The sequence below is a fragment of the Streptomyces sp. NPDC012827 genome, from assembly GCF_042900905.1.
Classification (GTDB): Bacteria; Actinomycetota; Actinomycetes; order Streptomycetales; family Streptomycetaceae; genus Streptomyces; species Streptomyces gulbargensis.
On the sequence record NZ_JBIBBY010000013.1, the window covers coordinates 75,550 to 95,227 of the forward strand.

Genomic DNA, 19,678 nt, shown 5'->3' on the forward strand with positions numbered 1-19,678 from the left:
CAGGTGTTCGACGGCTTCGAGCTGACGCACTGCGAGGGGGACGGCGCCCGCCTGCGGGTACGGCACGGCGGTACGGGGCCGCCGGTGCTGCTCCTCCACGGGCATCCGCGCACCCACGTCACCTGGCACCGGGTCGCCCCGCTGCTCGTGGCGGCCGGTCACACCGTGGTCTGCCCCGATCTGCGGGGCTACGGCGAGTCGGAGAAGCCTCCGACGGACGAGCGGCACCGGCCGTACTCCAAGCGCGCCATGGCCGCGGACTGCCTGGCGGTCATGCGGCGTCTCGGGCACGAGCGGTTCGCCGTCGTCGGGCACGACCGGGGCGCCTACGTGGCCACCCGTCTCGCCCTGGACCACCCGCGGGCCGTCGTCGCCCTCAGCGTGCTGGACGCCGTGCCCGTCGGGGAGGCCCTGCGGCGCTGCGACGCGGTGTTCGCCGCCCGCTGGTGGCACTGGTTCTTCCTCGGGCAGACCGCCAAGCCCGCCGAGCGCGTGATCAACGCCGATCCGGACGCCTGGTACAAGGGCAGCGCCGAGGAGATGGGCGCGGAGGCGTACGAGGACTACCGGCGGGCGATCCACGACCCGGCGACGGTCCACGCGATGTGCGAGGACTACCGTGCGGGTCTCGGGGTGGACCGGGAGCACGACGACGCCGACCGCGAACGCGGGCGGCGCATCGGCTGCCCGGTGCAGGTGCTGTGGGCCACCCGCGACGACATGACCGACCTCTACGGTGACGTGCCGGCCGTATGGCGGCCGTGGGTGGAGGGCCGGCTCGAGGGCGGGGCCGTCGATTCGGGCCATCACATGGCCGAGGAGGCGCCGGACCAGCTCGCCCGGGCCCTGCTCGCGTTCTGGCGGAAGACGTAGGTCCGGTCCGCGGGTCCGCTCGGGCCCGGCCGCGGACGCAGGCCCGTCCCCGGTCCCGGGAGGGACGGGGACGGGCCGGGTGTCGGCCGGGCCTCGCGGTGGAGACCCGGCCGTACGGAAGGGGCCGGACGGTTCAGGAGCCGTACCAGGCGTTGTGGACGGTCAGCGCCGACCTGTTGCCCTGCCGGTCGGTGACCTGGGCCCGGAGCGAGAGCCCCTTGCCCTTCTCCGGGGTCCGCACCACCACCGTGCCGTGGTCGACCTTGACGGTGCGCCAGGTCCTGCCGTCGTCCTCGCTCACGGAGACGGCGAGCGAGGCCAGGTTCTTCCCGGCCGCCGCTCCCTGGACGGTCACCGGCAGCAGGACCGGCGTCCGTGCCGGGAGGCGGGAGGCGAGGTCGACGGGGGCGGCGAAGCGGACCGTCGACACCGGAAGGGCGGTCGTGGCCGCGACCTGCCCGGACCGGAAGGTGAAGTCGGTCTCGACGCGGGTGGTCGCGGCGGCGACGTCGGCCGGCCGGGTCGCCGTGGTGACCAGCCGGTACTCGGCGTCGGCGGCGTCGACCGCGAAGGGCCGCGTGCCGCTCAGCGGGTCGTCGTTCCGGCCCGCCTCGACCCCGTCGCGGTAGAGCGTCGTCGTGGCCGCGATGCCCGTGGTGAGGCCCGCATGGCCCTGGCCGTCGGCGAACAGCGGCACGGATCCGACGATGTGCTGCTCGCCCGTCACCGGGTCGGGGGCGGTGCGGAAGACGCCCGCCCCGTCGCCCAGGAGCGGCCCGAAGACGCCGGTGTTGAAGGTTTCGCGGTACGTCCGGCCGGCTTCGTACCGCTTCGGGCGGGTCATCTCGTAGCTGCCCTCGAAGGCCGGGTAGCCCCACTCGTCGGGCTGTCCGAGCTGGTTGAACTTGGTCAGCCACGTGACGCCGTCGGCCGTGGAGACGTGGAAGGTGCGGGTGCCGGGGGCCGGTTGCGGCGCCGCGAAGCCGTTGCCCTCCGGCGCGCCCGGCAGGTGCGGGAACGGCGACGCGAGGGCGGTCTTGCCGGGGGCGGAGGCGCCGAGGCCGACGCGGAGGGTGGCCAGTTCGTCCGCCCGTACGTGCCGGGTGTAGCCGGTCGCGACGGTGTTCACCGGGCCGCCGAAGACCACCGCGTACTGGCTGGCGGGGTCCTTGAGGAAGTGCGCGTCCCAGGTCTGCAGGAGGGTGCCGTCGGTGACGGGCGGGCCGGCGTGGGCGGTGCGGAAGCCGGTGAAGCCCCGCAGGACCCAGCCGTTGCCGACGCGGCCGATGTCGGTGGCGCGTTCGTAGTACGTGCCGCCGTAGTCCGCCCGGTCGAGGCCGGGCACGGTGAGGTCGACCGGCCGGGTGGTGCGCGCGTCGGCGGTGACGGTGGTGTCGGCGGAGATGTCCAGCTTCGGCCGGGCGATCCAGTCGGTGCCCCGGGTGTAGTCCGAGGGGTCCTCGTAGACGGCCGTGTTGAGCGTGTACGAGCCCTTGGGCACGCGGATGGTGCGCGTTCCGGGCTCGTTGTCGACGCGGGCCTCGAAGCCGGCGGCGGGACCGGCGACGCCGGTCAGGGTGGTGGAGAAGTTCTCGGCGTCGGCGCCGTCGCGGCCGACGGCCCTGAGCGTGAGGTCGTACGACTCCGCCTCGCGGGTGGCGACCGCGGCCGTGCGGACGGTCACGCCGCCGGGGGCGGTCGCGGTGAGGGCGGCGGAGTAGGTGCCGTCGGTCTCGCCGATCCGGGTGTCGGCGGCGAGGTCGACCGCGGCCGTCCCGCCGGCGGGCACGGTCACCTTCGGGGCGGGCAGGGTGAAGAACCCGGCGGGGGCGGGTTTGCCCGCGGGGTCCAGGGCCGACACCGCGAGGTCGAGGGTGACGTCGGTGGTGCCGAGGTTGCGGTAGGTGACCTTGCGGGTGAGCGGCCGGTCGTCGGTGTGGGGCCAGGGCGCCGTGCCGAAGTTCAGCGAGACCGGTTCGGCGATCACGCTCTGGGCCAGCGCCTTGTCGGCCCTGATGCGGCCGGAGCCCTGCTGGAAGGCGGTGTGGCCGCCGTCCTCGGCGGTCGCGGTCAGGGCGCCCTTCAGTTCGGCCGCCGTCCAGTCCGGGTGCCGCTGCTTCAGGAGCGCGGCAGCGCCCGCGACGTGCGGAGTGGCCATGGAGGTGCCGTCGAGCCGCAGGTATCCGGGGGCGGGGTGGGGGGTGCCGGGGCGGGTGTCGAGAGTGCTGCCGGGGGCGGCGGCCGCGGCGACGGCGACGCCCGGCGCGGTCACGTCCGGCTTGACCGCGCCGTCGCCGACGCGCGGGCCGGTGCTGGAGAAGGGGGCGATGCGGTCCTCGTGGTCGACGGCCCCGACGGTCAGCGCGGCGTCCGCGCTCCCGGGTGAGCCGATGGTCGAGGGGCCGGCCTCACCCTCGTTGCCGGCCGCGACGACGAAGAGGATGCCCTTCTCGGCGGAGAGGCGGTCGACGGTCGCCTCCAGCGGGTCGGTGCCCGGGCTGTCGGGGCCGCCCAGGCTGAGGTTGACCACGTCGGCGCCTTCGGCGGCCGCCCATTCCATGCCGGCGAGGACGGCGGAGTCGTCGCCGTGGCCGTCGTCGTCGAGGACCTTCCCGCTGATCAGCTCGGCACCGGGGGCGACGCCCTTGAACCGGCCGCCGGACTTCGCGCCGGTGCCGGCGGCGATCGACGCGACGTGGGTGCCGTGGCCGACGCGGTCGGCGGTGTCGGGAGAGGCGGAGAAGTTCTTCTCGGCGACGACCCGGGTGCTCAGGTCGTCGTGGGTCCTGTCGACCCCGGTGTCGAGGACGGCGATCCGGACGCCCGTGCCGGTGTACCCGGACTCCCAGGCCCGGTCGGCGCCGATCTGCCGGGTGCCGCGGTCCAGGCTCGCCGTGCGCACGCCGTCGAGCCAGACGGCGGCGATGCCGGGGGCGGCGGCGCGGGCGCCGGTCCGCTCGCGGGCGGTCAGTGCCTCCCAGATACGGGGCTCGTCCCCCGGGGCGGTCTGTACGGCTTCGGCGCCGAGGGTCGGGAAGGTGCGGCGCGTCCGTGTCTCGCCGGCCGCGCGCACCTCGGCGCGCGCGGCGCCCGCGGCCGCCCCTTCGTACCGCACGATGAGTTTGAGGCCGTCGCGGTGGCCGGCCCGCAGCCGCGGGTCGGTGAGCACGGTGAGATCGAAGAGGCGCTGGTCGAGGCGGCCGGTGGCGATCAGGTGCCGCGCGTCGGCGGGGACCACCAGGGTGCGGTCGCCGGTGCGCTGCACCTGGACGGGTATGCGCTCGCGGCCCTCGGCGGGCTCGAAGCGCACCATGCGGCCCCGGGCGTCCACCACCAGGTGGTCGCCCGTGACGAGCGGGATCCGCTGGTGGCCGCCGGCCCGGGTGGTGTCCGGTCGCGCGGCCGCCAGGGGCGCGGTGATCGCCGCCGCGGGGCCGGTCGTGCCTGCCAGCAGGGCCAGGCCGGTGACCGCCGCGACGGCGCAGGCGCGGGTTCTCTTCACATGTGCGCGCAAGTCTCCCCCAGGGAGCTCGGGATGAGGTCGGGTGGTGTGTCCGGCCCGGGGTGCGGGGGCACCCGGCGACCGGTCAGCGCAGTATGCGAGGCGCCCGACGGCCGCCCCGCGCCGACGAGTTGCGGAATGACGCTTTCCGGCCATGCGCGGGGTGGCGTGTGCGAGGGCGCCATGACGGCACTGTGACGAGGCCGTGACCGCGGTGCGATGCTTGCGCGACAGCGGTACGCGGCGGCCTGGCCGGACAGCGTCCCGGGGCGGGCGCGGCGGGCCTGTCGCGGTCCGGTGAGGCTCCGGCCGGGGCGCTCGCCTCCACTTGGCCGTATCCGCACCCCTGGTCGGGGCCGCCGGCCGGTGCGCCGCGCGGGATCTCGGCCGGATGGAGCAGCGGGAGGGCGGGCCCGGCCCGGGCGGCGGATGCTGGGGCGGACCCTCATCCCCGGGTGTGCGTTCCCCCGGTGTCCCGTCGAGAAGGAGTCTTTCGTGCCGGCACGTATCGGAACCCGTCCGCGCTCCCGCGCTCTCGCGCGCCTGACCGGCGCCGCGCTCGCCGCCGCCGCGCTGCTCGGCGGTCTCGTCCCGGCCGCGCGGGCCGGTGGTACGCCTCCGTCGGGAGAGGCCCTGGACAAGCGGCTGGAGGAACTGGTCCGGACGGCGGGCGGACCGCCCGGGGCGATCGCGCTGATGCGCGTGGGGGACCGGACGGTGGTGCACCGGGCGGGCGTCGCCGACATCAGCAGCGGCAGGCCGCCCCGGACGGGGGATCACATGCGGATCGCCAGTGTCGCCAAGGCGTACAGCGGGGCCGTCGCCCTGCGCCTGGTGGACCGGAAGCGGCTGAGCCTGGACGACACGATCGGTGAGCGGCTGCCCGCGCTGCCGGCCGCCTGGCACGCGGTGACGCTGCGCCAGCTCCTCCAGCACACGAGCGGGCTGCCCGACTTCTCGGCCGCGCCCGACTTCGTCGAGATCGTGGTCGCCGACCCCCGGCACCGCTTCGACTCGCGCCGGCTGCTCGACTTCGTCGCCGACCGGGGGCTGGAGTTCCGGCCCGGATCCCGGTACGCGTACTCGAACTCGGACAACATCGCCGTCGCCCTGATGGCGGAGGCGGCGACCGGCGAGCCGTACGAGCGGCTCCTGGAGGAGCTGGTGTACCGGCCTCTCGGTCTGCGGAACACGAGCCTGCCGCGAAGCCCGCGGATGCCGAGGCCGTATCTGCACGGCTACGACGTCACGCCGCCCGCGCCTCCCGAGGACGTCAGCGAGCTCCTGAGCCCCACCGGGGTCTGGGCCTCCGGTGGCATCGTGGCCACGCCGGAGGATCTGAGCACGTTCATCCGGGCGTGGGCGGGCGACCACGGGTACCTGTCGGAGGAGACCCGGCTCCGCCAGCGGCAGTTCCTTCCCGGCGCGGCCTCGGAGCCCGCCGGGCCCGGCGCCAACGCGGGCGGCCTGGCCGTCTTCCGGTACACGACGCGATGCGGCACGGTCTACGGCCACACCGGCAACTTTCCCGGCTACACCCAGCTGGCCGTGGCGACGGCGGACGGCGAACGGTCCCTCACCTTCTCGCTCACCACGCAGATCAACAAGACCGTCGCCCCGGACCTGTTGGCGAAGGTACGGGCCGTGCAGGAGGACTTCGTCTGCGCCCTGCTGCGGAACTGACGCGCCGTCGGACGGCCGGACCGCGTCCGCCGGGCAGGATGCCGGTGTCCGGCCGCCGGCCCCGGGGCTCCCCTGTGCGCCGGGAGACGGCCGAGGGCGCCTTGAGCGCGGCGCCGCCCGGGCGGATCTCCGTCATGCGGGGATCCGCCCGGACGGCCGTGCGGTCAGGCGGCGGTGTCGAAGGTGTAGTGGCGGGTGTGGTCCAGCATGTCGGCCGGGGTCACGTCGTTCCAGGGGCGCATGGTGTCCCGGAGGTCGACGACGTTCGGGGTGCCCGCGGCGGGCAGGTAGGGGGATCCGGGGTGGCGGGCCTGCCAGTCGGCCCACAGCTTGTCGATGAACGCGTGGTGCAGCCAGAACACGGGGTCGTTGGGGGACACGCCGGTGGCCATCTGGCCGCCGACCCACACGTGGACGCGGTTGTGCAGGTTCACGCCGCGCCAGCCTTCGAGGTGGTTGCGGAAGCCGTCCGAGGAGCTGTTCCAGGGGGCCGCGTCGTACGTCTCCATGGCGAGGACCGAGTCGACCTCCGCGCGGGTGGGCAGCTGGCGGCCCCCGGCGCCGAGGTCGCGGCGCAGGTAGTCGCGGCCGTCGACGCGGACGTTGACGGTCCACCGGTTGCCGGACCGGGCGAAGGGCCCGTCGGTGACCTGGCCGTCGCGGGCGCGGCCGGTGCCGCCGAGGAAGTCGGGCGCCCAGAGCGAGGAGCGGGCGGTGCGGTCGGCCGTCCAGTCCCAGTAGGGCAGGGTGACGGTGGCGTCGACGGACTGCAGCGCCCGCTCGAACTCCAGGAGGAAGCGCCGGTGCCAGGGCAGGAACGAGGGCGAGCGGTGGCCGACCCGGTCGCCGTTGTCGGTGTCGCTCATGATGAAGGCGTTGTGGGTGGTCACGAAGGTGTCGTAGCGGCCGGTGCGCTTGAGTTCGAGCAGCGCGTCGACGAAGCGCCGCTTCTCGTCGGCGGTGAGGGTGGCCTGGTTCTTGCGTACGGTCATGGTGTGCGGGCTCCGGATCTGATCAGGCGAGGGTGAGGGGAACGAGCGGGGCGCCCTGGAGTTCGCGGACCGCCGCGCGGGCGACCGCCTTGGGCGTGGCGAGCGGCTCGTAGTGGTTGATCACGCTGATCCAGGTGCCGTCGGCGTTCCGCATGACGTGCAGTTCCTCGCCGTCGATCGTGACGGAGTAGCCCTCGGTGTGATGTCCCCCGTGGTGACCGCCGCCGTGTGTGGCGGCGCCCTTGATGCGTCGCCCGAGGTACACCTCGTCGAAGGCCGCCGGGGCGGGGCCCGCGGCGGCGGAGGCGGCGGCCGGGGCGGGGCGGGATGGCCCGGTGGGCGCGGTGGTGGCGCCGGCGCTGGTGGCGGGCCCGGTGAGGGCGAGGCCCGCGGCGCCGACGGCGGCGCCCAGGGCTGTGCGGCGGGTGATGCTGGACATGGAGAACCCCCTGTTGGTCTGCGCGCCAGGGGATCGGTCATATGCCCCCGGCAGGGCTCATCAGTACCCGGGGGCGTCCGCGTCCGGTTAATCGCGGCGGGCGGGTTGGCCGCGATACGGACAACCTGCCGTGAAAGGTGCAGGATTGAACGAAGTTGATCTTGCTGTCCACGGCGGCATCGGGCCGCCGTGGAGAAGTTTTTGCGGAGAACGTGTTCGATATGTGAACGATCTTTCGCGTACGGGCCTGCGGTGTGGCGGGGTTCACGCCGCCAGACTGTCCGGAACGTGAGGGTGACCGCGTGGGCCGCGGGGCACGGGCCGCAGGTCCGGACCTCTGTTCAGGCGCCGGGAAGGAAGAGGCAGAACAGGTGGCCGTGCGGGTCACGGAGGACTCTCACGTCCTTCTGCGGCTGGTGCTCCTCCACCGTGGCCCCGAGAGCGCACGCCCGCTCGGTCTCGCCTTCCAGGTCGTCGACCTGGATGTCCAGGTGCGCCTGCATCTGCTGGCTGCCGGGCGTCTGCGGCCAGACCGGTGGCACGTGATCGGTCTCCAGCTGGAAGCTGAGGCCGGGGCGTTCGCCGTCCGGTGACCGCAGGCGGACCCACGCCGCCTCCCGCTCGACCTCCTCCCAGCCGAGGAGGGCGCGGTAGAAGTCGGCCAGCGCGGGCGGATCGGGGGTGCCGAGGACAAAGGCGGCGAGCATCGTCGTCATGGGTCGGCGCCTGCCCCTGTCCCGCGCGCCCCACACGTCCCGGCGCCGCGACGCTCCGCCGGCACCCGCCCCGAGCGGCGCGAGGCGGGCCCCTCCGGCCGTTCCGCACGGCCGTCGGGAGGACCGGGACATCGCTCGCCGGGATCGGGGCAGGCGCAGAGGCATGCTGGGATTCGAGACGTTCACCCTTCCCGCCGTGCGCGCGCGGACGCCGGAGCGACGCACCGGCGACCCCCGGCGGGTGGGAGGAAGGCACAGGCGTTCCGGACGGCGCTGGGGGAGGTGGCACCGCCGGATCGTCGCCTACCGGGACGTCCACCTGCTGCCCTCCCCCGCCCCCGGAGGGCACGGCGAGGAGTGCCTGCTGCTGGTCCACGTGCGCCGGGTGGTCGGGCGGGTGACCTATCGGGCGTGTGCGCGGTGCGCCGAGGGGGTGATCACCGAGGTGGTGCTCGACCCGCCGTTCCGCGACTGCGGCCTGGGCACGAGGGCCCTGTCGCACCTGCGCGCCCGCTATCCGGGTGTCACCTGGCGTACCACGATCAACCGGCGCCTCACCCGTGACCTGCTGCGGCGGATGCGGGTTCCGCGGGCCGCCGCGGGAGGGGCCTGCCCCCACCTGCCCGTCGCCGGGGCCGCCCGTGCCGGGGCGTGAGGGCGGCCGGGCGATGACGGTGGGACGACGCCGCGAGGGCGCGCGGACGGGCTCCATGGAGTGGGTCGGAACGGTCGGCACGAGATGCCGGGATGCGGCGCGCGGCCGGCGGGAGGTGCTGCTGCGGGCGGTCCGCCGGCCCGGCCCGGAGCGGGACGCGCTGCTGTTGCAGGCCAAGGGCGCGGCGGCCGCGGCGACGGCCTGGTGGCTGGCGTCCTGGCTGCTGCCGTCCACGGTCACGGCTTTCGCCGCCTTCACGGCCCTGCTGGCGCTCCAGTCCACGGTGTACCGGTCGCTGCTGGACTCGGCGCAGTATCTCGGTGCCATGGCCCTGGGGACGGGGGTGGCGGCCGCGTTCGGCAGCACCGCCGGTGTCCACGCCTGGAGCGTGGCCGTCCTCGCGTTCGTCGCCCTGACGGGGGCACGGCTGAACCTGCTGGGCCGGCAGAGCACCCAGGTCCCCGTGGTGGCGCTGTTCGCGTTCGCGGGCGGCGGTGGCGAGATCGACTACATCGGGCACCTGGTGGCGGCCGCGTCGATCGGGGTCTGCTGCGGCCTGGCGGCCCATGTCGCCATCGCCCCCTCACCCCACACCGACACCGCCGAGGAGATGACGGGCGACCTGGCGGCCCGGGCTCAGGACCTCCTGCGGACCCTGGCGTGCGCGGCGGCGGGCGAAGGTGCCGACGAGGCCTCCCCGAAGGAGGGGGAACGCCGGTGCGAGGAGCTGGCCCGTGAGGCGGTGCGGGTGCGCGCGACCGTGGACAAGGAGCAGGAGAACACCCGGCTCAACCCGCGCCGGCCCTGGAGCAGCGCGGAGGACACCCTGCAGCGGTGCCAGGACACGATCAGCATGATCGAACGGGTCGGCACGCATCTGCGTTCCGTCTCCCGGGCCCTCTCCCACGCCCGGCGCGCCGCGGCGACCGAGGAGGTCCTGGCCTCCTACGCGGAGCTGCTGCGCTGCGCCGCCGCCGGGCTGGGCTGCCTCCGTCTCCCGCGGGGACCGGTGGACACCGGCCGGCTCGACGACTGCCTGGAGCAAGCGGCGCGTCACTACGACGACGTCGCCGCGTCGGTGCGCCAGGGCCGCCTGGACACCCCGGGCGAGTGGCCCGTCTTCGGAACGGCCCTCACCGAGGCCGAACGGATTCTGGACGAGATGCGGCACGTCCGCGCCCGCGCGGACCACGCGTGCCGGCCGGCCTCCTGAGGTACCGCCCCGGCCCCTGCCCGCGGTTCGGCGGCGAGCGCCGGCGGCCGACATTGTCCTGACAGGTGCATGACTTCACCCGGGCTTGGGTCTACCGTCGGAGTTCCCAGGGAGGAGTTCCCAACTACGGCCGTAGGCGGCCCGGTTGGGTTCCCCGCTCCTCCCCGCTCCCCCGGCCCCGACCCCCGGCGCCGGGTCCCCCACGGGTGAAGGGACAACGATGCAGCTCTCCACATGGGTGAAGGCCGGCACCACCGCCGCGGTGACCGTCCTCGCCGCCGCGACCGCCACCACGCCGGCGAGCGCCCTGGCGGACACAGGTCCGTCCGGCGCGAGGTCCTCGGCGGTCGTGACACTTCGTTACGACGACAGCCGGGCCGGCAGCTGGGAGGCGGCGATCGCGGCCGGTGTCGCCTCCTGGAACGCCAACGTCGACAACGTACGACTGGTGGAGGCCGCGCCCGGCACGCGGGCCGAGATCGTCATCGTGGCCACCACCGGCTGGCCGCAGGCCACCCTCGGCCCGGTCCGCCCCGGTGGACAGGTCCGCGTCGAACTCGGCAGCCAGGCGGTCCTCCAGGGGTACGACAAGACCCGCATCGCCGCCCACGAGCTCGGGCACAGCCTGGGTCTGCCCGACACCAAGCCCGGGCCGTGCTCCCAGCTGATGTCGGGCTCGAGCGCCGGCACGAGCTGCCGGAACGCGGTACCCGACGCCACCGAGCAGGCACGGGTGGAGTCCCTCTACGCCTACGGCTCGGCCCGGTTCGTCCCGGCGGACGGGCGGACGCTGGTGGACGCCCCGTAACCGACACCGTCCAGGGCGGGCCCGCCACGTCACGTGGTGGGCCCGCCGCACGGGAGCGTCCGCGCACGGCGCAGGCCGATGCGCCGCGCACTCCGCCGACGGCCCGTCACCGCGTCGTTCGTGAGGACCGGGACGCGTCCGGTCCCGAAGACGGGTGCCGTCAGGTCCCGCGCGCACGTTGCGTCCGCCGATTGCAGGGCAGACGAACGCAGACGAACTCGGACACGACGACGGCCGAAGGAGAGACGATGCCGCAGGACCCCTCGGTGAGAGCTGTCGGATGGGCACGATCACTGCCGATCAGCAGCGGAGTGAAGACGGCACGGGACTGGACGCGCGACCACCTGGCCGCGCTCGGCTGGCAGCGCACGTCACCGGACACGGTCGACGCGGTCGTCCTGGCGGTGTCGGAAATGGTCACCAACGCCCATGTGCACGCCCACAGCAACGCCCAGCTCATCCTCACCTGGGACGAGAAGTGCCTGCACGTGACGGTGCACGACGCCTCGACGCAGCTTCCGCAGCAGCGCAAGGCGAGCGAGGGGGCCCTCGGCGGGCGGGGACTGCTCCTCATCGACGCCCTCGCGGACGAGTGGGAGACCCGGCGCTGCCCGCGCGGCAAGGACGTCACCGCCTGTTTCCAGCCACCGGCGCCCCTGCGGCAGGGCGAGGAGTGAGGCGGACCCCGACGCGTACCCGCCCCCGGCGGCCCCAACCTCAAATCAACCTCTGAACGTCCCCCCGACAAGATTCGAACGTCGCGTGCGGGGCCATCACGTCAGGGACCGAAGGAGGGGACATGGGGGAACTGATGAAGGAAACCGGCGGACGGCCACGGGGGGCGGCGGCCGTGGCGCCGCCCGGGACGGACCGGGGGGAGGCCGCCGCGGAGAGGATTCGCGAGGGGCGGCGGCCCGGCGCCTCGCTCCGGAAGGGCGGGAGCCGGTCCGGGGGAGGTGAGCGCGGATGACCGCGTTCGCCGTACTGGTGACCGTGGCCGTACCGGTCGCGGTGGCCGCGCTCGTCGTCCGGCTCCGCGCGGTCCGCGCCGACCGGGGCGGCGCGGTGCACGACCTGGCCGAGGCCGCGTTCCTCAACGGCGGCCCGCCGCGCGTCGTGGACAGCGTCCTCGCCCAGCTCCACGACGACGGGCGGATCGGCGTCGGCGGCCCCGGCCTGGTCGTCGTGCTCCGCCCGGACCTGGCCCCGCGCGATCCGGTCGAGCGGGCCGTCATGCACCAGCTGGCCGCCGCGCCGAGCGGCGCCCTGCACGACCTGCGGCTGGCCGTGATGCGCGACCCGGCCGTCCAGGAGATCGGCGACGGCCTGGCGGCACGCGGCCTGCTCGTCGACCCGGAGCGGCGGCGGGCGGACGGCCGCCTCTGCGGGGCTCTCGGCCTCGCGCTGCTCGGCCTGTTCGCCCTGTCGGTCATTCTGTCCATGACCGTCGACCCGGGCCGCGGCGAGGCGCCGGTCGCCTTCACGGCGGTGCCCGTGCTGTTCCTGGGGGCGCTCGCCACGCTGGTGTGCGCCGGGTACAACCGGAACCGGGTCACCCGGGGCGGGGTGCGGGCCACCACCGCCTACCACGGCGACCACGTGTACGACCCGGACGCCGGACACCAGGTCGCGCTGCGGGGGCTGCGCGCGCTCCCCAACGACGAACTGCGGACCCAGCTCATCGACGCCGCCCGGGTGTACGGCCCCCGGCGCACACAGCGGCCGTTCCCGGCGGCGTCGCGCACCTCCTCCGGCTCGGACGGGGCGGCTGCGCTGGCGGTGATCCACTGGTGCGCGGGCACGCCGGGGGGCGGCCCGTGCGGCAGCTCCCCCGGTCATTCCGGCGGAGGATCAGGGGGGTCGGACGGGGGCACCGGGTCGGGCTGTTCGGCGAGCGCCTGTTCCTCGGGCGCCGTGAGCTGCGCGAGTTCCTCCGGGGGCGGCTCGTCCGGCTGGAGCGGATCGAGCTGCGGAGGCTCCTCCGCCGGTTCGAGCTGCGGGGGCTCCTCGGGCGGGTCGAGCTGCGGGGGCTCCTCCGGCGGGTCGAGCTGCGGCGGGGGTTCCAGCGGCTGACCCCGAGCCGTGCCCGGCACTGCCGGTCCGTGCCGCCTGCTTCACCCGCGAGCCGCCCGACGTACGGGCGGCTCGCACTTTTGTCCGCCTGCGCCCTGAATGGTGTGACGTGACCCGGGTACTCGTCGGCTGGGCGCGGTCCCCCGCGACCCCCGCGACACCACAGGCACCATCGGCACGGAGGACCGTCCATGAGTGACCCGAACGAGCAGACACCGTCCCAGGCCGAGGGCGAGCGCGAGCCGGAGAACGGAACGGCCGACGGCCCCCCGGGACCGGACGCCTCCGGTACGCCCCGTACGACGCCCTCGCAGGCCGAAGGCGACAGGTCCGAGGGCGACGGCGTCTCCGGCACGGACGCGGCCTGAGGCGGGCCGGGGATGCCCGGAACGAGCAGGGAGCGGACGGGCGGGACGCCCGGGCCCGCGGCGGCCGGCCCCTCCGGCGAGCCCGTGCGCGGGACCGCTTCCGCCCACCCCCACCCCGCCGTGCCGCTCACCGAGGCCGCGGCGACCGCCGCCGTGGCACGGAGAAGACGGTAGCTGCCGGAGGCGGCCGGAACACGGGCCCCGCGCCCGGTGAGCCGCGTCCGGCGGAACAGCGCAGACATCAAGGAAGAAGGCCCATGATGACCAGCGGTACCCACGCCTCACGGAACGCCCGCACCCCCGTCCAGCAGGCCGCTCTGCTGGTCGGAGCCGTATTCCTCCTCGTGGGGGTCCTCGGGTTCATCCCCGGCGTCACCACCGACTACGACACCATGAAGTTCGCCTCGCACGACTCGGAGGCCAAGCTGCTGGGTGTCTTCCAGGTGTCCATCCTGCACAACCTGGTCCATCTGGCCTTCGGCGTCGCCGGTGTGGCCATGGCCCGTACCGCCGCGGCGGCGCGGACCTTCCTCCTCGCGGGAGGCGCCGTCTACCTGGTCCTGTGGCTGTACGGCCTGCTCGTCGACCACCACAGCAGCGCGAACTTCGTGCCGCTGAACTCGGCGGACAACTGGCTCCACTTCGTCCTCGGCCTCGGCATGATCGCGCTCGGCGCCCTCCTCGGCCGGCGGCACACGACGACCACCCCGCGGGTGTGACCGGGATGGCGGGAAAGAAGACGCTGCTCACCGCCGTCGCGGGACTCACCGCCGGAGCCGTCGCCCTGCGGCGCCTGACCGCGCGGAGCCCCGGGCCGGACGGTACGCACCGCTGGCTGGTCGTGACCGTCCAGCGCGCACCGGACGACGTACGGCCGCACGAGATCGAGCCCCTGAAGGAGTTCGGCGACCGGATCGAGACCCGGATCGGTGCCGCGCCCGGCGACCGCGGCACCGAGCTCGCCGCCCGCTTCCGGGATCCGGCGGCGGAGGGCAGCGGCTCCGTGGCCGCCCGCGTCGCGGGGAACGACCCCCGCCAGGACCTGCGCCGCGCCCTCCGGGAGGCCAAGGCCCTCCTGGAGGCGGGCGAGGTCCTCCTGCCCGACGCGCCGCCCACCGGCCACGAAAGTCCCGGCGGGAAACTGATCGGAACGCTGAGCCGCCGCGCCGGCGGGGAGGGAGTGCTGTGAAGGCCCTGTGCTGGGAGGGGGTCGACCGGCTCTCGGTCGAGCAGGTGCCCGACCCGATCCTCCGCAACGACCAGGACATGATCGTCCGGCTCGTCGCCGGCACCACCTGCGGATCCGACCTCCACCTCATCGGCGGCTACATCCCCTTCATGCGGGCCGGAGACGTGATCGGGCACGAGTTCGTGGGCGAGGTCGTCGAGGTCGGCCCCGCGGTGCGACGGCACGCGGTGGGCGACCGGGTGGTCGTCTGCTCGTTCGTCGGTTGCGGACGCTGCTGGTACTGCGCGAACGACCTGTGGTCCCTGTGCGACAACACCAACACCAATCCCGGGATCGGGCAGGCCCTCTTCGGCGCCGACACCGCGGGCATCTTCGGCTACTCCCACGCCATGGGCGGGCTGCGCGGCAGCCACGCCGAATACGTGCGCGTCCCGTTCGCGGACCACGGCGCCTTCACCATTCCCGAGGGTGTCGACGACACCAGCGCCCTGTTCGTGTCCGACTCGGTGCCGACCGGCTGGATGGGCGCGGACCTCGGCGGCGTGGGCCCCGGTGACGTGGTCGCCGTGTGGGGCTGCGGCGCCGTGGGGCAGATGGCGGCGCGGGCGGCGATCCTGCTCGGGGCGGAGCGGGTCATCTCCATCGACCGCGTCCCGGAGCGGCTGCGGATGACCGAACGCCACGTGGGCAGCGAGGTCATCGACTACAGCAGCACCGACGTCGGCGCCGAACTGAGGGAACGGACCGGCGGCCGGGGTCCGGACATCTGCATCGAGGCGGTCGGCATGGAGGCGCACAGCGACGGCCCGATGCACGTGTACGACCAGGTCAAGCAGCAGTTGCGGCTGCAGACCGACCGTCCGACCGCCGTCCGCCAGGCCATCCACGCCTGTCGCAAGGGCGGCACCGTGTTCATCCTGGGCGTGTTCGCCGGCGCCGTCGACAAGTTCCCGCTCGGTGCGGTGATCAACAAGGGGCTGACGGTGCGGGGCGCGCAGATGCACGGCCAGCGCTACATTCCCATGCTGCTGGACCGCATCGCGGCCGGGGAGCTCAGCACCTCCCACATGGCGACGCACACCGTGAGCCTGGACGAGGCGCCGACCGCGTACGACATGTTCAAGCACAAGACCGACGGCTGCGTCCGCGCGGTCATCCGGCCGGGCGGCTGAGCGACGGGATTCCGGCGGTGCGGTCACGGCCGCGCCGGCGGTACGGGAAGGTGGCCGCCCCGGCCTCCTGGAGGCGCCGGTGCCCCGCGAGGACGCGTACGGCGGGCAGGACCCGCCCGGGTGGAGGAAGGAGGCCGTCCGTGGCCCCTGAGGTGACCGGGGAGTCGGGCCGACCCGTACGGCTGCTGCTCGTCTCGGACACGCACGTGCCGCTGCGGGCCAGGAGGCTCCCCGAGGAGGTGCTGCGTGAGGTGGACGCCGCGGATGTGGTGCTCCACGCCGGGGACTGGGTCGACGTGGCCACCCTGGACCTCCTGGAGGAACGCGCGCGGCACCTGGTCGGCGTCCACGGCAACAACGACGGCCCGGAGCTGCGGGCCCGCCTGCCGGAGGTCGCCCGCGTCACGCTGGGCGGCCTCCGGTTCGGTGTCGTCCACGAGACGGGGCCGGCCAAGGGCCGCGAGCAGCGCTGTGCCGCGCTCCACCCGGACCTCGACGTCCTCGTCTTCGGCCACAGCCACATCCCGTGGGACTCCGAGGGGCCCGGGGGCCTGCGCCTGTTGAACCCGGGCTCCCCCACGGACCGCAGGCGGCAGCCCTACTGCACCTACATGACCTGCGCGGTCGCGGACGGCGCGCTCATCGAGGTGGTCCTGCACCGTCTGCCGAGGCGCTGACGCCGCCGGCCCGGGCAGGGTGTTCCTCCAGGCGCTCAGGTCCGTCCGGCGCCGCCCTCGCGGTCGGAGGCGGGCCAGACGTAGGGCAGGTCGTCGGGCACGTCCGGGAAGAGGGGGCGGTAGAGGTCGGGGGCCTTGCGCAGGAGGGCGGAGCGGTGGCTGCGGTGGAAGGCGGGGTCGCCGAGCCAGGGCGGCAGGTCACCGGCCGCCGCGAGCCGCTCCTGGTCCCGTACCTCCGCGCCCGGGTGCCAGGCGAGGTAGTCGGCCATCAGGGTGGTGGCGCAGGTGTCGGCGCGGCCCCCGGCCGTCCAGACGGCGCAGACGTCGAGGCCGTACCGCACCAGGGCCTCCTCGTACCCCACCCACATGCGTACGGCCGGATGGCGGCGCCAGCCGTACGTCGGCACCGTGAGCCCCCGGAAGACCTGAAGGGCCTCCACGCGCTGTTTGCCCAGGCGCCGCGGGTCCAGCACGGCCGCGGAGCGGGAGAAGTCCGCGTACGGGAGGAAGGTCTGCATGCCGGCTCCTGTCGAGCGGTCAGGGACGGCCCGCCGGCCCGCCGTCGCCGTCCGCGCGGGAGAGGTGGTGCGTCTCGATGTGTCCGCCCCGGCCGAGCAGGCCGGTGCTCTCCAGCGGCGCCCGGCCGAGCAGGCGGGGCAGCTCCCGCCGCGACAGCAGGGTCACCACCGTGGGGAAGACCGGACGGAGCGGCTGGGCGAGTCGCAGCCAGGGCGGCGCGTACACGGAGGCGGAACGGCGGTCCACGCCGTGGGCGAGCCACGCCGCCGTCCGGCCGACCGGGTGGATCCGCCGGGCGGGCGGGGGCATGTGGGCGCGCAGTTCGCGCAGGACGGTGTACTGGTCGAGGTCGCGGATCATGCTGGTGTCGGTCCAGTGGACGTAGGCGACGCCGACGGACACGCCGCGGTGGGCGAACTCGGCCCGCAGCGCGTGGGCGAACGATTCCACGCCGGCCTTGGAGGCGCAGTAGGCGCTCATCATCGGGGCGGCGCCGAAGGCGGCCGTGGAGGCGATCTGCAGGAAGTAGCCCCGGGTGGCCAGCAGAGCGGGCAGGAAGACGCGGGCGGTCACGGCGCTGCCGATCAGGTTGACCTCGACGACCCGGCGCCAGGTGGCCGGGTCGGAGCGCTCGAACGGTCCTCCCTCGGCGAGACCGGCGTTGGCGACCACCACCGACGGGGGGCCGCAGTCCTGCCGGACGCTGTGGGCGGTCCGCGCCATGCCCGCGTCGTCCGTGACGTCGACCTCGTAGACGCGTCCTGGCACCGGAAGACCTGCCGCCACGTCCTGGAGGGCGCCGGCGTCCCGTCCGAGCAGCGCGACGCGCATGCCGCGCCCGGCCAGTTCCCGTGCGACGGCCGCGCCGAGGCCGCGTGCGGCACCCGTGACGACCGCGGTGCGCCCTTCGAGGGGGTGGTTCTGCGTCATGGCTGCTCCTTCGCGCGGTGCCGTCCGTCCCGGGGCGGCGGTTCGCTCGCGTCAGGCCGGGTCGGGGCCCGGAGGGCAGAGGGTGTGGTCGGGGTGTCCTCGGGTGCGGCGCCTCTCCTTGAGCCGCGCCTCGAAGAGATGGTCCCGGCCTTCGGCCAGACGGGTCACGGCTTCCTGCTCGAGATCCCTGAAGGGTTCGTAGTACGTACGGTTGTAGGCCTCGACGATCTGGAAGGTCCAGTGCCCGGGGATGACGTTGCGCCCGACGAGCTCGGTCTCGACGCGGTCGGCCCACTCCTCGTGCCCGGCGTCCCGCAGCAGCCGGACGGCCCGGTCCAGCTCGAAGTCGGCCGTGCCGGTCAGCTGGTGGAAGCCGTACAGGTGGCCGCGTGCCCGTTCGATCGTCTCGAGTGCCTTGGAGAGGGACCCGAGGGCCTCCACCGTGGCCTCGCTGACGCCCGGAGGCCGCTGGTGGGCGGTGTCGGGGCCGTCGTGCCGGTGCGACTTCGCCGGCTCCCGGGCGGTCTCCTGCTTCATCGGACGTCCTCTCCGTCGTCTGCCGCGTCCCGCGCTCGCGGGGGTCTCCGCTCCCTCTTCCGGTCCTGGGCGCCGGGCGGACGCAACGGGTTTCCCCGTGTCCGGGCTTCCGCGCGAGTGACCGGATGCGGTGCCTCGCGTCCGCCCTCAGTGTGGAACAAAGGGGTTCCCCGCGCGCACCGGCGTGCGGCGAAAGGAGGCGGTCATGGCGAAGGGCAAGGGGTCCTCGGGGAAGCGGGCGCTGTCGAAGGGCGACAAGGTCTCCTGGCGCAGTCACGGCAGTGAGACCACGGGCACCGTCGAGAAGAAGATCACCGAACGCACCCGGGCGGGCGGGCGCACGGTGGACGCCACCGCGGACGAACCGCAGTACGAGGTGCGCAGCGACCGCTCCGGGCGCACGGCCGTGCACAAGCCCGGGGCGCTGAAGAAGAAGCGGTAGCGCGGCCGGCGCTCCTCACCCCGTGTAGCGGGTGGTCGCACGGGCGGGTGACGGTCAGGGCCGGGTCGCCACGAAGGTGTGCGTGATACCGGTCTGCCAGCCGGGCAGGGGCAGGGTGCGCACACCGGTGAACCCGGCGCGCCGCAGCCGGTGCGCGAACTGGGCGGCCGTGTCGAAGGCGAGGACACTGCGCCACAGATGCCGGTAGAGCGCTTCGTCGCCGTGCCGCCGCCCCCACGGCAGGACCACGGTGGCCATCACCGCCGACCAGAGGGCCCGGTGGACGGCCCGGCCGCCGAGGGCGTACTCGTGGACGGCGAGCCTGCCACCGGGGCGCAGCAGGTCGCGTGCCACGGCGAGACCGGCGTCCGGGTCCGCCAGATTGCGGAAGAGGTACGCGGCGAAGACCGCGTCGTACGGCCCGCCGGCCCCCGCCCCCGCACCCGCACCGGCGTCCGTCGCCGCCTCTGCCGCTCCTGCGCCCGCGCCCGCGCCCGCGCCCGCTGCCAGGTCCTCCACGGAGGCGTGGACGAAGGTCACGCCCGGGGGCCAGGCCTTCCGCCGGGCCTCGGCCAGCATGCCGGCCGAGGCGTCGACGCCGGTGACGGTGGCGCGCGGGGCGGCGCGCAGCAGGGCGGCCGTCGACGCGCCGGTCCCGCACCCGAGGTCGAGCACGGACTGCCCCGCTCCCCCGCCGGGCAGGCCGAGGCGCCGCGCCGAGCGGAGCAGGTGGCGGTGGTGGCCGGGGCTGGCCGAGGTCATCCGGTCGTACGTCGGAGCCGCGTGGTCGAACGCTCCGGCGAGGTCGGCGTCGGTGAGCGGGGACATCGTCGGCTCCTCCACGGGTCTCGGTCCCTTCAGTGTCGGCCCGGCCCCCGCCCGCCGCGCCC

21 protein-coding genes are annotated in these 19,678 nt (G+C 74.8%); 13 read left to right on the forward strand and 8 right to left on the reverse strand.

The window, feature by feature from the left end; translation table 11 throughout:
* Positions 1 to 3 precede the first annotated feature (3 nt).
* Complete coding sequence (locus ACFY60_RS26505; protein ID WP_388613685.1) at positions 4 to 873, forward strand: alpha/beta fold hydrolase; 870 nt, start codon at positions 4 to 6, stop codon at positions 871 to 873.
* 133 nt (positions 874 to 1,006) lie between these two features.
* Here the strand turns inward: ACFY60_RS26505 and ACFY60_RS26510 are convergent, their stop codons facing one another.
* Positions 1,007 to 4,375: a S8 family serine peptidase gene (locus ACFY60_RS26510; protein WP_388613688.1), complete on the reverse strand. Its 3,369-nt coding sequence runs from the start codon at positions 4,373 to 4,375 to the stop codon at positions 1,007 to 1,009.
* A gap of 495 nt (positions 4,376 to 4,870) precedes the next feature.
* Here ACFY60_RS26510 and ACFY60_RS26515 point away from each other — a divergent pair, with 495 nt between their 5' ends.
* Positions 4,871 to 6,058: a serine hydrolase domain-containing protein gene (locus tag ACFY60_RS26515; protein ID WP_388613691.1), complete on the forward strand. Its 1,188-nt coding sequence runs from the start codon at positions 4,871 to 4,873 to the stop codon at positions 6,056 to 6,058.
* A gap of 164 nt (positions 6,059 to 6,222) precedes the next feature.
* Here ACFY60_RS26515 and ACFY60_RS26520 read toward each other — a convergent pair whose 3' ends face one another.
* The 3 genes from ACFY60_RS26520 to ACFY60_RS26530 form a co-directional block, all read right to left on the reverse strand.
* Positions 6,223 to 7,050, reverse strand: a complete 828-nt coding sequence (locus ACFY60_RS26520) for a tyrosinase family protein (protein ID WP_388613694.1) — start codon at positions 7,048 to 7,050, stop codon at positions 6,223 to 6,225.
* 22 nt (positions 7,051 to 7,072) lie between these two features.
* Positions 7,073 to 7,489 (reverse strand): tyrosinase cofactor, encoded by a 417-nt coding sequence (locus ACFY60_RS26525; protein WP_388613697.1) that lies wholly within the window; start codon positions 7,487 to 7,489, stop codon positions 7,073 to 7,075.
* Positions 7,490 to 7,830: 341 nt separating this feature from the next.
* Positions 7,831 to 8,205, reverse strand: coding sequence for a VOC family protein (locus ACFY60_RS26530; protein WP_388613700.1), 375 nt, complete (start codon positions 8,203 to 8,205; stop codon positions 7,831 to 7,833).
* Between the two features lie 163 nt (positions 8,206 to 8,368).
* Between ACFY60_RS26530 and ACFY60_RS26535 the strand changes: the two genes are divergently transcribed.
* The 10 genes from ACFY60_RS26535 (at position 8,369) to ACFY60_RS26580 (ending at position 16,360) form a co-directional block, all read left to right on the forward strand.
* Positions 8,369 to 8,860: a hypothetical protein gene (locus tag ACFY60_RS26535; protein WP_388613703.1), complete on the forward strand. Its 492-nt coding sequence runs from the start codon at positions 8,369 to 8,371 to the stop codon at positions 8,858 to 8,860.
* Between the two features lie 13 nt (positions 8,861 to 8,873).
* Complete coding sequence (locus ACFY60_RS26540) at positions 8,874 to 10,073, forward strand: aromatic acid exporter family protein (RefSeq protein WP_388613706.1); 1,200 nt, start codon at positions 8,874 to 8,876, stop codon at positions 10,071 to 10,073.
* A 220-nt stretch (positions 10,074 to 10,293) separates the two neighbouring features.
* Complete coding sequence (locus ACFY60_RS26545) at positions 10,294 to 10,881, forward strand: snapalysin family zinc-dependent metalloprotease (protein ID WP_388613709.1); 588 nt, start codon at positions 10,294 to 10,296, stop codon at positions 10,879 to 10,881.
* Between the two features lie 248 nt (positions 10,882 to 11,129).
* Positions 11,130 to 11,558 (forward strand): ATP-binding protein, encoded by a 429-nt coding sequence (locus tag ACFY60_RS26550; RefSeq protein ID WP_388613711.1) that lies wholly within the window; start codon positions 11,130 to 11,132, stop codon positions 11,556 to 11,558.
* A gap of 289 nt (positions 11,559 to 11,847) precedes the next feature.
* Complete coding sequence (locus ACFY60_RS26555) at positions 11,848 to 12,954, forward strand: TIGR04222 domain-containing membrane protein (protein ID WP_388613714.1); 1,107 nt, start codon at positions 11,848 to 11,850, stop codon at positions 12,952 to 12,954.
* A 191-nt stretch (positions 12,955 to 13,145) separates the two neighbouring features.
* Positions 13,146 to 13,322: a hypothetical protein gene (locus ACFY60_RS26560; protein ID WP_388613716.1), complete on the forward strand. Its 177-nt coding sequence runs from the start codon at positions 13,146 to 13,148 to the stop codon at positions 13,320 to 13,322.
* A gap of 257 nt (positions 13,323 to 13,579) precedes the next feature.
* Positions 13,580 to 14,041 (forward strand): DUF4383 domain-containing protein, encoded by a 462-nt coding sequence (locus ACFY60_RS26565; protein ID WP_388613719.1) that lies wholly within the window; start codon positions 13,580 to 13,582, stop codon positions 14,039 to 14,041.
* Positions 14,042 to 14,046: 5 nt separating this feature from the next.
* Positions 14,047 to 14,511, forward strand: coding sequence for a hypothetical protein (locus tag ACFY60_RS26570; RefSeq protein ID WP_388613722.1), 465 nt, complete (start codon positions 14,047 to 14,049; stop codon positions 14,509 to 14,511).
* Positions 14,508 to 15,683, forward strand: a complete 1,176-nt coding sequence (locus ACFY60_RS26575) for a zinc-dependent alcohol dehydrogenase (RefSeq protein ID WP_388613723.1) — start codon at positions 14,508 to 14,510, stop codon at positions 15,681 to 15,683. The genes ACFY60_RS26570 and ACFY60_RS26575 overlap by 4 nt, the downstream gene beginning before the upstream one ends.
* A gap of 140 nt (positions 15,684 to 15,823) precedes the next feature.
* On the forward strand, positions 15,824 to 16,360 hold the full coding sequence (locus ACFY60_RS26580) for a metallophosphoesterase family protein (protein ID WP_388613725.1): 537 nt from the start codon (positions 15,824 to 15,826) through the stop codon (positions 16,358 to 16,360).
* 35 nt (positions 16,361 to 16,395) lie between these two features.
* Here ACFY60_RS26580 and ACFY60_RS26585 read toward each other — a convergent pair whose 3' ends face one another.
* From ACFY60_RS26585 to ACFY60_RS26595, 3 genes are read right to left on the reverse strand one after another with little or no spacing between them, the layout of a single operon-like run.
* Positions 16,396 to 16,878 carry an MSMEG_6728 family protein gene (locus tag ACFY60_RS26585; RefSeq protein ID WP_388613727.1) on the reverse strand — a complete coding sequence of 161 codons (483 nt, stop codon included), beginning with the start codon at positions 16,876 to 16,878 and terminating at the stop codon, positions 16,396 to 16,398.
* Positions 16,879 to 16,897: 19 nt separating this feature from the next.
* Positions 16,898 to 17,809 (reverse strand): SDR family oxidoreductase, encoded by a 912-nt coding sequence (locus tag ACFY60_RS26590; RefSeq protein WP_388613730.1) that lies wholly within the window; start codon positions 17,807 to 17,809, stop codon positions 16,898 to 16,900.
* Between the two features lie 51 nt (positions 17,810 to 17,860).
* Entirely contained in the window at positions 17,861 to 18,346 is a 486-nt protein-coding gene (locus ACFY60_RS26595; protein ID WP_388613733.1) for a hypothetical protein, read from the reverse strand.
* 205 nt (positions 18,347 to 18,551) lie between these two features.
* Between ACFY60_RS26595 and ACFY60_RS26600 the strand changes: the two genes are divergently transcribed.
* On the forward strand, positions 18,552 to 18,788 hold the full coding sequence (locus ACFY60_RS26600) for a DUF2945 domain-containing protein (RefSeq protein ID WP_388613736.1): 237 nt from the start codon (positions 18,552 to 18,554) through the stop codon (positions 18,786 to 18,788).
* Between the two features lie 54 nt (positions 18,789 to 18,842).
* On the opposite strand, the gene ACFY60_RS26605 is transcribed toward ACFY60_RS26600, so the two are convergent.
* Entirely contained in the window at positions 18,843 to 19,616 is a 774-nt protein-coding gene (locus tag ACFY60_RS26605) for a methyltransferase domain-containing protein (RefSeq protein ID WP_388613739.1), read from the reverse strand.
* Between the last annotated feature and the right edge of the window lie 62 nt (positions 19,617 to 19,678).

What these genes read in the sequence shown, in the direction of transcription:
- ACFY60_RS26540 (WP_388613706.1), top strand. Translation starts at nt 8,874, where the DNA reads ATGACGGTGGGACGACGCCGCGAGGGCGCGCGGACGGGCTCCATGGAG.
- ACFY60_RS26595 (WP_388613733.1), bottom strand. Translation starts at nt 18,346, where the DNA reads ATGAAGCAGGAGACCGCCCGGGAGCCGGCGAAGTCGCACCGGCACGAC.
- ACFY60_RS26560 (WP_388613716.1), top strand. Translation starts at nt 13,146, where the DNA reads ATGAGTGACCCGAACGAGCAGACACCGTCCCAGGCCGAGGGCGAGCGC.
- ACFY60_RS26570 (WP_388613722.1), top strand. Translation starts at nt 14,047, where the DNA reads ATGGCGGGAAAGAAGACGCTGCTCACCGCCGTCGCGGGACTCACCGCC.
- ACFY60_RS26605 (WP_388613739.1), bottom strand. Translation starts at nt 19,616, where the DNA reads ATGTCCCCGCTCACCGACGCCGACCTCGCCGGAGCGTTCGACCACGCG.
- ACFY60_RS26520 (WP_388613694.1), bottom strand. Translation starts at nt 7,050, where the DNA reads ATGACCGTACGCAAGAACCAGGCCACCCTCACCGCCGACGAGAAGCGG.
- ACFY60_RS26550 (WP_388613711.1), top strand. Translation starts at nt 11,130, where the DNA reads ATGCCGCAGGACCCCTCGGTGAGAGCTGTCGGATGGGCACGATCACTG.
- ACFY60_RS26525 (WP_388613697.1), bottom strand. Translation starts at nt 7,489, where the DNA reads ATGTCCAGCATCACCCGCCGCACAGCCCTGGGCGCCGCCGTCGGCGCC.
- ACFY60_RS26535 (WP_388613703.1), top strand. Translation starts at nt 8,369, where the DNA reads ATGCTGGGATTCGAGACGTTCACCCTTCCCGCCGTGCGCGCGCGGACG.
- ACFY60_RS26530 (WP_388613700.1), bottom strand. Translation starts at nt 8,205, where the DNA reads ATGACGACGATGCTCGCCGCCTTTGTCCTCGGCACCCCCGATCCGCCC.
- ACFY60_RS26585 (WP_388613727.1), bottom strand. Translation starts at nt 16,878, where the DNA reads ATGCAGACCTTCCTCCCGTACGCGGACTTCTCCCGCTCCGCGGCCGTG.
- ACFY60_RS26590 (WP_388613730.1), bottom strand. Translation starts at nt 17,809, where the DNA reads ATGACGCAGAACCACCCCCTCGAAGGGCGCACCGCGGTCGTCACGGGT.
- ACFY60_RS26555 (WP_388613714.1), top strand. Translation starts at nt 11,848, where the DNA reads ATGACCGCGTTCGCCGTACTGGTGACCGTGGCCGTACCGGTCGCGGTG.
- ACFY60_RS26545 (WP_388613709.1), top strand. Translation starts at nt 10,294, where the DNA reads ATGCAGCTCTCCACATGGGTGAAGGCCGGCACCACCGCCGCGGTGACC.
- ACFY60_RS26600 (WP_388613736.1), top strand. Translation starts at nt 18,552, where the DNA reads ATGGCGAAGGGCAAGGGGTCCTCGGGGAAGCGGGCGCTGTCGAAGGGC.
- ACFY60_RS26565 (WP_388613719.1), top strand. Translation starts at nt 13,580, where the DNA reads ATGATGACCAGCGGTACCCACGCCTCACGGAACGCCCGCACCCCCGTC.